Origin of the sequence: Flavobacterium limicola, from assembly GCF_003634755.1 — a bacterium.
Taxonomy (GTDB): domain Bacteria; phylum Bacteroidota; class Bacteroidia; order Flavobacteriales; family Flavobacteriaceae; genus Flavobacterium; species Flavobacterium limicola.
In genome coordinates, this window is record NZ_RBXA01000004.1 from 88,249 (window position 1) to 101,154 (window position 12,906).

At 34.4% G+C, this 12,906-nt stretch carries 10 protein-coding genes; 5 read left to right on the forward strand and 5 right to left on the reverse strand.

Annotated elements, in window-relative coordinates; translation table 11 throughout:
• Nucleotides 1–14 precede the first annotated feature (14 nt).
• The 3 genes from BC952_RS12995 to BC952_RS13005 form a co-directional block, all read right to left on the reverse strand.
• Nucleotides 15–914 (reverse strand): MerR family transcriptional regulator, encoded by a 900-nt coding sequence (locus BC952_RS12995; RefSeq protein WP_167445791.1) that lies wholly within the window; start codon nucleotides 912–914, stop codon nucleotides 15–17.
• Nucleotides 915–997: 83 nt separating this feature from the next.
• Entirely contained in the window at nucleotides 998–1,951 is a 954-nt protein-coding gene (locus BC952_RS13000) for an ion channel (protein WP_121366059.1), read from the reverse strand.
• Between the two features lie 409 nt (nucleotides 1,952–2,360).
• A complete protein-coding gene (locus BC952_RS13005) occupies nucleotides 2,361–4,403 on the reverse strand; it encodes a CotH kinase family protein (RefSeq protein WP_121366060.1) in 2,043 nt (680 codons plus the stop codon).
• 392 nt (nucleotides 4,404–4,795) lie between these two features.
• Between BC952_RS13005 and BC952_RS13010 the strand changes: the two genes are divergently transcribed.
• The 5 genes from BC952_RS13010 (at nucleotide 4,796) to BC952_RS13030 (ending at nucleotide 9,359) form a co-directional block, all read left to right on the forward strand.
• Nucleotides 4,796–5,431 carry a phosphoribosyltransferase gene (locus BC952_RS13010; RefSeq protein ID WP_121366061.1) on the forward strand — a complete coding sequence of 212 codons (636 nt, stop codon included), beginning with the start codon at nucleotides 4,796–4,798 and terminating at the stop codon, nucleotides 5,429–5,431.
• Nucleotides 5,432–5,471: 40 nt separating this feature from the next.
• Nucleotides 5,472–6,104, forward strand: a complete 633-nt coding sequence (locus tag BC952_RS13015; protein ID WP_121366062.1) for a dienelactone hydrolase family protein — start codon at nucleotides 5,472–5,474, stop codon at nucleotides 6,102–6,104.
• A gap of 106 nt (nucleotides 6,105–6,210) precedes the next feature.
• Nucleotides 6,211–6,648, forward strand: a complete 438-nt coding sequence (locus BC952_RS13020; RefSeq protein ID WP_121366063.1) for a VOC family protein — start codon at nucleotides 6,211–6,213, stop codon at nucleotides 6,646–6,648.
• 178 nt (nucleotides 6,649–6,826) lie between these two features.
• On the forward strand, nucleotides 6,827–7,717 hold the full coding sequence (locus tag BC952_RS13025) for a dienelactone hydrolase family protein (RefSeq protein WP_121366064.1): 891 nt from the start codon (nucleotides 6,827–6,829) through the stop codon (nucleotides 7,715–7,717).
• 190 nt (nucleotides 7,718–7,907) lie between these two features.
• Nucleotides 7,908–9,359: an ATP-binding protein gene (locus tag BC952_RS13030; protein WP_121366065.1), complete on the forward strand. Its 1,452-nt coding sequence runs from the start codon at nucleotides 7,908–7,910 to the stop codon at nucleotides 9,357–9,359.
• 218 nt (nucleotides 9,360–9,577) lie between these two features.
• Here BC952_RS13030 and carB read toward each other — a convergent pair whose 3' ends face one another.
• Nucleotides 9,578–12,430 carry a carbamoyl-phosphate synthase large subunit gene (gene carB, locus BC952_RS13035; protein ID WP_121366066.1) on the reverse strand — a complete coding sequence of 951 codons (2,853 nt, stop codon included), beginning with the start codon at nucleotides 12,428–12,430 and terminating at the stop codon, nucleotides 9,578–9,580.
• Nucleotides 12,431–12,587: 157 nt separating this feature from the next.
• On the reverse strand, nucleotides 12,588–12,749 hold the full coding sequence (rpmH, locus tag BC952_RS13040) for a 50S ribosomal protein L34 (RefSeq protein WP_007136275.1): 162 nt from the start codon (nucleotides 12,747–12,749) through the stop codon (nucleotides 12,588–12,590).
• Between the last annotated feature and the right edge of the window lie 157 nt (nucleotides 12,750–12,906).

The following is a 12,906-nucleotide window of genomic DNA, read 5'->3' on the forward strand; positions in this document are numbered from 1 at the left end:
TTAAACAAAAACAATTAAATCCAGTCGACTAATTCAGTAATTGAATTAAAAATTGTAATTCGATCCGAAAGCTCTTCTTTTTTAATAAATTCAACCATCCTACCAAGATACCATAATTCAGTAGTATCATCCAATAACTCATCAGACATTTTTTGGATGTAACTGTCTAATATATCTCTTTCTGGCTGAACTGTTAAGTACGATACAAAAACAATAGAATCAAAGTGCTTTTTTAAATCTTTTAGATTATCAATAGGCATACTTTCCCCTAAATAAATGGTTTTGTAACCATGCAATAAAATTTCATAATTTAGATACATCAAGCCCAATTCGTGAATTTCATTCATAGGCAAAGACAAAACAAAAACTTTATCGAGTTTAGTTTGTTTTAAAATTTGGAGTTTTTCAGTGTTTATTAAAAGTTTTTGTTTGATTAAATAACTGATAAAATGTTCGTGAGCAGGCGTTATAGTATCGGATTGCCACAATAATCCAAGTTCATTCATTAAAGGAATGAAAACTTGATGAAAAATTTCCTTGAATGACTTTTCAGCAATTAACCAATTGTATGTGTTAAAAAAAAGCTCTTGGTCAAAGTTCATCATTGCCATTTTGAACTCACTAATAGCGTGACTTTTGGCTGTTTTGCTCGAAATTATTTCGCGCACTAATGAGGGTATTTTATCTTGCGGATAAGTCGCTATTTTTGAAATTTTATAACCGTAATCATGTAACAATGTGATATTTAACAGTTTTTGTAAACTAGCCAAATCATATAATCGGATATTAGTATCAGTACGCATCGGTTGAAGGATATCATATCTTTTCTCCCAAATACGGATGGTATGCGCTTTTATCCCTGAGAGGTTTTCAAGGTCTTTAATACTGAACACATTTTTTACATTGTTTATCATTTATCTAAATTTAATAAACAAATGTAAAATAAATTTTATTATAAAACAGTTTTAAAGTTCCAAATAGTTTAAAAACTGATGATTTAGTCTAAAGTGACGCTTTTGTATGCATTCAACAAGTCTAAATTGAGAATAGTTTTGGAATTATCCGCGCTTTTAGTGTACATGGGTTCATATTTTGCACCGTAAATAACTTCATCAAAAGTGTAAGATGTTCGGATTGCAACTGTATTGCTAAACATATCATCAAAAGAGGTTATGAATACGAGAATTTCTCCATTGATTGTTGCATAATCATTTTTCTTAAAATGAAATAACGGACTATTTTCTGTTATTGGATGAACGAGTGTCCAACTCAAGGTCAACACATTTATTTTTTCAAGTTCCAAATCAAGTGAGAAAAATTTATTTGTCATCAATCCATTTTCTTCAATACTCATTCCAAGAGTAACTTTTGCCTGAGCATCAGTAAGATTAGTATTTTTAAATGGAGTTACGCGTATCATTAATCCTGTTCCTTCACCATAAGGGGCAATAATTGCATTATGTGAAAACTTCAAAAAGGCTGTGGGCTTACTAAATCGTCCAAAAAATAAACCGGTAGCAATGGCAAAACTCAATAATCCAATTAATGCTTCAGCTGCGGCGAGCAAACTGGTCATAAAACCTACTGGACTTATGTGTCCATAGCCTACTGTGGTAAAGGTCTGGGCACTAAAGAAATAGGCCTGTCCAAATTTCCCCCAATCGGAACTTGAAGAATCGATTCCGTTTAAATGTTCAATTCCAATAACATAGTATAAAAGTGCAAACAAAAAGTTCATACCAATGTAAAACAGTAAAAGAATTGACATAAATCTCCAGCGTGGCATATCAATCATGGTATGATACCAACTGATGCGATTCAAGAGAAACATTCCTCGTTTCTCTACATTAGCAGTTCCATCCTTATTTATGAAACGACCTCCATAGTTACTGGCGTTTGTACCAAAGCCAGTATTTTTTTGAGTCGAAGCTTTGGGTTTTATATTTTTCAAAGATTATTTTTACTATTTAATTATTGTGACGCTAAAGATATCTTTTTCTTTAATTTCCATATCAATACTCTTTAAAAGAAACTAAAAAACATCTCGCCTAACTTTAGGCATGAGCAATGATTCAAAATTATTAAATATTTTAATGCCAAATCTAAAATTACAGCGCAAATAATAAAGCTCCTTTTTTAAAGTTAATTATACAATTCATATAAAGTAAGATTAGGTACCGTATTATACTTGTCAACGCACTTATTATTATTGAAAATTGTCTCCAAAATAGAAAACATCAATCTACCTGTAAACATTAATCAATAAAAAACTCATCTCCACTAGAAGCAAAAAAGCGAAGCACTATTTTTAAAGTAGTGCTTCGCTTTTTTTTTAAACTACATCAAATGAACGGTTGTGATTATTTTTTTATAATTTTTCTCGTGGTAAACCCATCTTCATTTTGCACTTTTATAAAATATATGCCCGTGGAAAAACTGCTCATGTCCACATTGATTGAAGCTGAATTGGTTTTTATATCTTTAATTAAATAACCCAAAATGGTGTATAACTGAACCTCTGTTATGGGTTTAGCAGCTGAAATTGTTAGCTTATCAACAATGGGATTAGGATAAAGCGCCAATGATGATACATCTGCAAAAGAGTCTCTGGACAAGGCATCACTACTTGTTGCTTCCCAACTTGAGGCTAAATTATTATCCAGAGCCGTACTGATTAATTTTAGATACGTTCCGCCTCCGTCAGGTGTAGTAGGCCAAGGTGCTGAATCAAAATATTCTACAGAGTCAATTATATTTCCATCAGCATCTGCCAGTACAATTTTTTGAGATTTATTCGACAAATTTCTGGTAAACTGACCAAAAGGTACTTCGCCATATTTACTTTGAAAAGTAGCACTGTTGCTTGCTAAATAAATAGTTTCGTTTGCCCCGATAACTGAATTATAAGGAAATTGAAACGTTAATCCCAATTGTCTCAAATAAAGCCCTGAAAGATTAACGGAACGGTCGCTAATATTTTGCAATCCAATAAATTCTAAATCATTACTGACCGGAAAACTGGTTGATGTTTTAGGATTATAATTAATTTTTGTAATTACCAGAGGTGGTAAAACAACTGAAGCACAATTAGTAAAAGATCCTATATTATTTGTAATCCAAGTGGTTCTGTCTATAATAAACGTCCTAATTCGGTTTACATCAACATCATGATCGTCTAGAGTCCCCCATCTTTGTTGCTCTCGCGGAATCGCTTCACTAATATAACTTAAGGCATTATCCATATAAGTAATCAAGACATCTTTGTTCAGCGGCTTACCGGGTGCCTTTACTTCATTCCATCGCTTGGCAAGGTTGCAATTAAAAGATCCGTTATCAAACAAATAACTCCAAAACGGCGGTCCTATTCTATTCCCATTATTAAATTGCCATTTATCTACATGACTGCTGTTAGTGAATGTACTTCCAAAACTTTGGTTAAAATCCCAAACTGGGCCTGCTCGCAATTTTCCACCACGGTCTTTATGGAAAAAAGTACTGGATTGATACACATCTGCATTGGAACACAACTCATTTACTAACATAAAATCGACAAAAGAAGGCACATCAATAATCGTTCTGTACCCATCTATTAAATCATCATCATAAGCATGGTCCTGCATTCTGTTGAACTCGGCTTCAATATATTGGGTTTGTTCAGGCGTCGCATTTTCAGGTTTAGGTAAATCATGTACAAATTTAGTTTCGTCCATCCAGAACGCTACGGGATCGCCGCCTGTGGTTTTATCCGCTTTGGTTATATATCCGCCAGTGATATTAGGTAATGCATTATCAGTCGCTTCAATTTTTAAAACGTTGACTCTGTTTTCATTGGATTTTATTTTTTCCTGAAAAACATATAATCCCTTATAGTTCCCGTTAATAACTACCTCACAGTATTCTGTTTTAGAGGCGTAATTCCCTAGTTCTCTAGACATGTAGTAGGCTAAATAATCCCTAACTAATGACGGATCAAAACCTAATCCATTCAAAATCCAGTCATTCTCACTTGGCATTCCTAAAACGCTCACATTATTATTTGACGTATTATCAGCTTTCAAAGTCGTAAGCGCATATTGTTTTTTTGGCAAAGTCTGAGTGGATGAGCCTCTGATTTCTATACCTATTCGACCACTATAATTCAAGAATTCAGCTGTGTTTTGATCCGTAAGATAGTTTCTGGTTCCGTCTGGCCTCTTGATAATTTTCATGCTGGCTAAAACTTTTGGATCATCCAGAATTTCCAGAGGCAAACCAGTGTTTGGATCATTATCGGTCGTGATAATGATAATAGGTAAATTACTGTCCGTAAAAGTTTGCGCCGTTACGGAATAAGAAGTAATTACTACAATCAACAAAATGATTTTGTAAATTGTATGCAGCCAGGTAATGTACAATTTTTTCATGATCTGATTTATTATTAAATTAAAGCATAAATTTAATAATAAAAACAATATAAAGCACTGATAATCAATTATTTATGATATTTATTTTTAAATAGTATAAAATGGAAATTGAATATTTTTTACTCAAGAAATAGCAACAGTAACATTGAGCCTCAATTATTAATGAAATAGCTTAATTCTTTATTTTAAACGTATGCATCCAAAAAGAAAAAAGACGGAGCTCTAAAAATCGAAATTCACATCCTACAATAACGGACTTTGGTTAGTCTTTTGAAATTCAAATTTTTGAAAGCAAAAAATTAGCTATAAAAGATCACAAATATAACCTATATAACTGAAAATCAGTACATTTGTAAAATATTATTTTTTTTAATTCAATAAAATACAGTGCTATGTATAATGAGATCTTAAAAGATAGAATTGAAGCCGGTGTATTGCTTTCAGAGAAATTAAAAAAATATCAGAATAGCAATACCATAATTCTCGCCGTTCCAAGAGGCGGAGTGCCGGTAGGATATATAATTGCGAAAAGCTTACATCTTCCTTTAGATATTGTGTTGTCAAAAAAAATAGGACATCCCAATAATAAAGAATTTGCAATCGGAGCAGTTTCCATGGATTCTATGACTATTGATAAACATCCTGATGTACCAAAGAAATACATTGAAGATGAAATTATCCGGCTTCGAAAATTGATGCAGAACAAATACGAAATATACATGGGGAATCGCGAACCATTGGATATTAGAGGAAAAAACATAATATTAGTCGATGATGGGATAGCTACAGGAAATACATTACTAGCCAGTATTACTATGTTGCGCAAAAGGAACCCTGCAAAAATTATTGTTGCAGTTCCTGTATTGCCTTATGATACAGTTCCCGTTTTCGAGAAAAATGCTGATGAGTTTGTCTATCTGATTGCTTCAAAATATTTCAGAGGCGTTGGTGGCTTTTACGAAGATTTCAATCAAGTAGAAGATGATGAAGTGATTCGGTTATTAAATAGTACAAGCCCTATTGAATGAGATTTTAAGCTACAAGTATTCATTTTTAAATGCATTGATTATGAAAAAATTCGATTTGGATATTCCATTATCCTCCGTAACCTTGAAAGGAGATTTAGTGATTCCTGAAAATGCAACCGGAATAGTTGTCTTTTCACACGGAAGCGGCAGCAGTAGGTTCAGTTCCAGGAATAGAATGGTGGCAGAATTAGTACAAAAACAAAACATAGCCACATTTTTGTTCGACTTGCTAACAGAAGAAGAAGACCGTGTTTATGAAAGCCGGTTCAACATTGATTTATTAGCCAATAGGTTGATAGAAACCACACAGTGGCTTATGGAGAATGAAGATACAAAACGCTTAACTATAGGTTACTTTGGAGCCAGTACCGGCGCGGCATCAGCCTTACGCGCAGCAGCTCATTTTAAAGAAGTCATAAAAGCGGTGGTCTCTCGTGGCGGCCGTCCTGACTTAGCCATTACAGAACTGCCACAAGTGACCGCTCCCACTTTACTCATCGTGGGCGGTCTCGACGTTCCCGTCATTACCATGAATAAAATGGCCTATGATCAATTAGAATCCACAAAAGACATGAAAATAGTGGAAGGGGCAACACACCTCTTTGAAGAACCAGGAAAACTGTTAGAAGTGGCTGATTTAGCCATTGACTGGTACAAAAAGTATTTGAGGTAATAGCAATCTGGCTGTAGCATAAAAAATTACAACCTAAATTTTAGGGATGATTTATTCTGTTTGTATCATACGATTTAATTGATTCTCAATTTAAAAAACAACTATCATGGCAACAGTAAACACCTATATAACCTTTAACGGGTATTGCGAAGAAGCATTTCTATTTTACAAATCCATTTTTGGTGGCGAATTCTCTTATTTTGGGAGATTTAAGGACATGCCAATGACGAATGGCAAAACCTGTCCACCTGCAGAAGCAGAGAAAATAATGCATGTTTCCCTGCCTATTAGTAAAGAAACGGCCATCATGGGAAGTGACAGTTTCGAATCATTTGGAACTGAAACCATTTATGGAAATAACTTTTCGCTTTCCCTCAATACCGAAAGTAAAGAAGAAGCAGACAAGCTCTTCAATGCCCTTTCTGACGGTGGAAAAATTACAATGCCTATGGAAAACACTTTTTGGAATGCGTATTTTGGAACATTTACCGATAAATTTGGAGTGAATTGGATGGTAAATTTTGATTTGGTGGAAGGAAAATAAAATACAGACAAATATTAAGCAGCAAATTCAGTTACGAATTTCACGAATTTACAGGAATTAATTCGTGAAATTCGTAGCTGTCTTTTTGACAAAATAATCTTTAAAAAAATATGAAAGTTGGACCAATATTAAAAACAATCGCTTTTTTCGCTAAATTAGTTCAATCAAAATAGATGCTATGAAAAAACTAACCAAAGAAGATATCAGTCAGGAAGTATTTGACTTGTACGATGACTATGCACACAATAAACTTGATAGAAGACAATTTGTCGAGAAACTATCCTTGTTTGCGGTAGGAACGCTCACGCTTCCTTCGCTCCTAAGTTTTATGACACCCAATTACGTGGATTCTATCTTAATCAAGCCGGAAGATCCAAGACTGAAATCAGCATTTATCACCTATGATTCTCCCAAAGGCGGCGGAAAAATCAAAGGACTTTTATCGCAACCCACGGGAACCAAAAAGAAACTACCGGGAATCATCGTGGTACATGAAAACCGCGGACTGAATCCGTATATTGAAGATGTAGGACGAAGAGCCGCTGTGGAAGGATTTATTACTTTGGCACCGGATGGTTTATCGCCACTGGGCGGTTATCCCGGAAATGATGATGCCGGACGAGAATTACAAAAAAAACGTACCCGCGAAGAAATGCTCGAAGACTTCATTGCAGCTTATGAATACCTAAAATCACATAAAGATTGTAATGGTCGTATTGGTGTAGTAGGATTTTGTTTTGGCGGTTGGATTGCTAATATGATGGCGGTCAAAATCCCGAATTTGTGTGCCGCAGTTCCGTATTACGGCGGACAACCCACTGCAGCCGAAGCCGAGAAAATAAAAACACCTATCCTAGCCCAATATGCCAGTTTAGACACCCGCGTAAATGAAGGCTGGCCCGCTTTTGAAGCCATCCTTAAAAAGAACAAAGTAGAACATACCGCTTATTTCTACGAAGGGGTGAATCATGGTTTTCATAACAACACCACACCCAGATACGATGAAAAAGCCGCCACTTTATCCTGGACACGAACGATTGATTTTTTTAAGGAGAAATTAAAGAAATGATTTCATTTTTTTTTAAGTCCCTTAATTGGGACTTTTTTTAGGACTGGTGTTGAGTATTTTTTATATTGGTAATAATTTTAAATTCAAGAAAAATCCAATATCTTATTTGATTAAAAAATGTATATTTACACTTAATCAGTAAAGAAAGCCCTATTTTAAAGGGTTTCTTATTTGACGCTTATTTGACAATATGGAAGAAATCGAATTAAAATCATTAATAAAAGAGCTTGTAACATTTTCTCAAGAAACCGAATGGGTTGAATTCAAGTTGAACTTTCATTCTAATGAAGAAATAGGAGAAAGAATTTCAGCCTTATCAAATGGCGCTTGTTTAAATAATAAACAAAATGGGTTTTTAATTTTTGGTGTAGAAGACAAAACCCATACAATTAAGGGAACAACATTTAAAGTAAAATCGGCAACTCAAGGAAAAGAGGAACTTGAAAATTGGCTAATTCAACGTTTAGATCCTCGTATTGATTTTAAAACTTATGAATTTTTTTATTCAGAGAATATCAGAATTAGTATGTTTGTTATTCCTACGGCTATTAATCGTCCCGTCAAGTTCCTTAATCAAGCTTACATCAGGATTGGTAGTTATACGAGATTACTTAAAGATTTTCCAGAAAAAGAAGCAAAAATTTGGAATAGAAAAACCAAAGATAAATTCGAGTTGCAATTAGCTAAAGAAAATATTGATGACGACACAATCATTTCTTTACTTGATACTCAAACTTATTTTGATTTACTGAAACTTCCTTATCCATCTAATAGACAAGGAGTAATCGATAAATTCATTTCAGAAAACTTAATCATTAAGAAAACTACAAAATACTCAATTACAAATTTAGGTGCCATTTTATTCGCTAAAAACTTAGAAGACTTTCCAGATTTAAAAAGAAAAGCAATTAGAGTAATAGTTTACAAAAACAATAATAAGATTGAAACAATTCGTGAACAAATTGGAGGTAAAGGATATGTATCAGGCTATCAAGGATTAATTGATTGGGTAAATAGTCAACTACCAGCAAATGAAGAAATAGGTAAAGCATTTCGAGATGATAAAAGAATGTATCCAGAAATTGCTGTGAGAGAATTATTAGCTAATGCAATAATCCACCAAGATTTTGAAGAAAAAGGATTTCCTATGGTGGAAATTTTCTCAGATAGGATAGAAATTACAAATCCCGGAATTCCGTTAATTACTCCAGAGAGGTTTATTGATGAATACCAATCTAGAAATGATACCCTTGCAGATTTAATGAGAAGATTAGGAATATGTGAGGAAAAAGGAAGTGGAATTGATAAAGTAATATCTTATAATGAAATTTATCAACTTCCGGCTCCAGAAATACTTATTCAAGAGAAGCATACCAAAGTAATTATGTATTCTTATAAAACTCTAAATCAAATGGATAAAAAAGATAAAGTAAGAGCTTGTTATCAGCATTGTTGTTTGAGATATGTTTCAAATGACAAAATGACTAACCAATCACTAAGAGATAGATTTAAAATTGAAGATAAAAATGCTGCAATTGCGTCTAGAATTATCAAAGAAGCTTTACTTGCAAAAGTTATCAAAGAAGATGACCCCGAAAGCAATTCAAGAAAATATAAAAAATACGTCCCTTTTTGGGCATAATTCTTATTTGATGGTTATTTGATAATTGATGACTTTAAAAACACAAACAACTGAAATTCAACAATTTTTTATTTGACATATAAAACTATTGACAAAATATAGAATTCGTTGGAACAAATGTCTCCGACTTTAACCCCAAAACAATAATCCACAAACACAAATACTATCCCACAAAAAAAGCCCCAAACGGGGCTTTTTCAATATATAAACTCAAGTTTTTATTTACTCAAATACATTTTCCTTCTGGAGTACAATTCATAGAATTGATCGTCTTTCAAGTCATCAATAAACAAGATACTTTCTCCTGTTGATTTCATTTCTGGTCCTAATGCTTTATTCACATTATGGAACTTGCTGAAAGAGAAAACCGGTTGCTTGATGGCATATCCTTTCAACTGTGGGTTGAAAGTAAAATCGGTTACTTTATTGTGACCTAACATTACTTTAGTCGCATAGTTCACATAAGGTTCTCCGTATGCTTTTGCAATAAATGGAACCGTACGAGACGCTCTAGGATTTGCTTCAATGATATAAACGATATCATCTTTTATGGCAAACTGAATATTGATTAAACCAACGGTTCTTAAAGCCAACGCAATATTTTTGGTATGATCTTTAATCTGTTGCATTACAAATTCGCCTAAGTTAAACGGTGGCAAAGTCGCGTTACTGTCGCCAGAGTGCACTCCGCAAGGTTCGATGTGCTCCATAATTCCTATGATGTACACATTTTCACCATCGCAAATTGCATCGGCTTCGGCTTCTATTGCACCATCCAAATAATGGTCTAAAAGCAATTTATTTCCTGGAATCGTTTTCAATAAATTCACAACATGCTCTTCTAGTTCTTGCTTGTTGATTACAATTTTCATTCCCTGACCACCCAACACATAAGATGGACGAATCAATAATGGAAAGTCCAAAACATCCGCTAAAGCAGAAGCTTCGTCAGCCGTTTCGGCAATTCCAAATTGTGGGAAAGGAATTTTAAAGTCGGTTAACAATTCTGAGAAACGTCCTCTGTCTTCGGCTAAATCCAAAGCATCGAAACTTGTTCCTATAATCTTAATTCCGTATTTAGATAGTTTCTCCGCTAATTTAAGAGCCGTTTGACCACCTAATTGCACGATTACACCTTCTGGTTTCTCATGTTGGATAATATCGTAAATATGTTCCCAGAAAACCGGTTCGAAATACAATTTATCGGCTGTATCAAAATCAGTCGAAACCGTTTCTGGATTACAGTTGATCATGATGGTTTCGTACCCACATTCTTTGGCGGCAAGCACACCGTGAACGCAAGAGTAATCAAACTCGATTCCTTGTCCAATTCTATTTGGGCCTGACCCAAGAACAATTATTTTCTTTTTATCGGTAACAATACTTTCGTTGTCAACATAACGTGTTCCGTCTGCTTTTTCTATTTCGGCTTCAAAAGTCGAGTAGTAATAAGGTGTTTTTGCTTTGAATTCCGCTGCGCAAGTATCCACTAATTTGAATACACGATTGATGTTCATTGTAGTTCGTAACGTGTGCACTTGGCTTTCTAAACAGCCCATCATGTGCGCGATTTGTCTGTCGGCAAAACCTTTTTGTTTCGCTTCCAATAACAATTCTCTTGGCAAAGATTCTACTTTATAGTTTGAAATTTCTTTTTCGAGCGTATAAAGTTCTTCGTATTGTTTCAAGAACCACATATCGATTTTAGTGATTTCATGAATACGGCTCAATGGAATTCCCATCGCGATAGCATCATAAATCACGAAAACACGATCCCAACTCGCAAAAGTCAGTTTCTCGATAATTTGTTCATAGTTTGTGTATCCTTTTCCGTCAGCACCTAAACCATTTCTTTTGATTTCCAATGATTGAGTCGCTTTGTGCAACGCTTCTTGGAACGAACGTCCAATTCCCATTACTTCACCAACCGATTTCATTTGAAGTCCCAAAGTTCGGTCAGCACCTTCGAATTTATCAAAGTTCCAACGTGGAATTTTTACAATCACATAATCCAAAGTTGGTTCGAATAAAGCCGAAGTTGATTTGGTAATTTGATTTTGCAATTCGTCTAAGTTGTAACCTAAAGCCAGTTTCGAAGCAATTTTTGCAATAGGATAACCTGTTGCTTTTGATGCCAATGCAGAAGAACGAGATACACGAGGATTGATTTCAATCGCAACGATATCTTCTTTATCGTCTGGTGAAACGGCAAACTGCACGTTGCAACCTCCGGCAAAGTTTCCGATGCTTCTCATCATCAGGATTGCATAATCACGCATTTTTTGGAAAGTCGTGTCAGACAAAGTCATTGCTGGCGCAACTGTGATGGAATCTCCAGTATGAATTCCCATTGGATCCATATTTTCGATAGAACAGATAATCACAACATTGTCGTTTTTATCTCTCAAAAGTTCCAATTCGTATTCTTTCCAACCCATTAAAGCCTTATCAATTAAGACTTCGTGAATTGGTGATGCTTCTAAACCTCTGGTTAAAAGTTCATCAAAATCTTCTTTTTTATAAACAATCGCAGCTCCGGTTCCACCTAAAGTAAACGAAGGACGGATTACTAACGGGAAACCAAATTCCTGGGCAATTTCTTTTCCTCTAAGATAAGAAGTACATATCTCAGCAGGAGCAGATGGTACTCCTATTTTTTTAAGCAGGTTTTTGAACTGCTCTCTGTCTTCGGTTATATTAATTGCGTTTACATCAACCCCGATTAATTTCACTCCAAAATCAGCCCAAATTCCTTTTTCATCGGCTTCCAGACACAAGTTCAAAGCGGTTTGTCCTCCCATTGTAGGCAAAACAGCATCGATTTGAGGATGTGCTTTCAGGATTTCAATGATAGATTTAGTTGTCAGTGGTTTCAAATAGATATGATCGGCCATAGAAGGATCCGTCATAATTGTTGCCGGATTTGAGTTGATCAAAATAACTTCAATTCCTTCTTCACGAATAGAACGGGCAGATTGTGATCCCGCATAATCAAATTCGCACGCTTGACCAATAACAATAGGACCTGACCCTATTATTAAAACTGATTTTATAGATGTATCTTTTGGCATTGTATAGTAGTATTGTGTTGTGTAGTTGTTATTTTCAAAAGATTAAAGTTACTGAACTCAAACCTTTTACCTGTAAATCTTTAACTTTTTTTAACGAATAGGTATAAAAAAAGGCGATACTAAAAAAAGTAACGCCTTATTTATGTTTATAGAAACATTATTTTTTGTGTCTTGGTTCGCAAGAAACAGTCAATTTATGTCTTCCTTTAGCTCTTCTACGCGCTAGAACTTTTCTTCCATTAGCAGAAGCCATTCTGTCCATAAATCCGTGCTTATTTCTTCTTTTTCTTTTCGATGGTTGAAACGTTCTTTTGCTCATTGCTTTGTATCTTTAAAATCTTATTTATATGTCTTCCTATTTTCGAATAACTGTTATTCTAAAACCGAGTGCAAATATACAAAGACTTTTTTTTCTCACAAGTAGTTTTGTAAAAATATTTTCAATTCATTTTACTATATTTGTGATCTTAAAATAA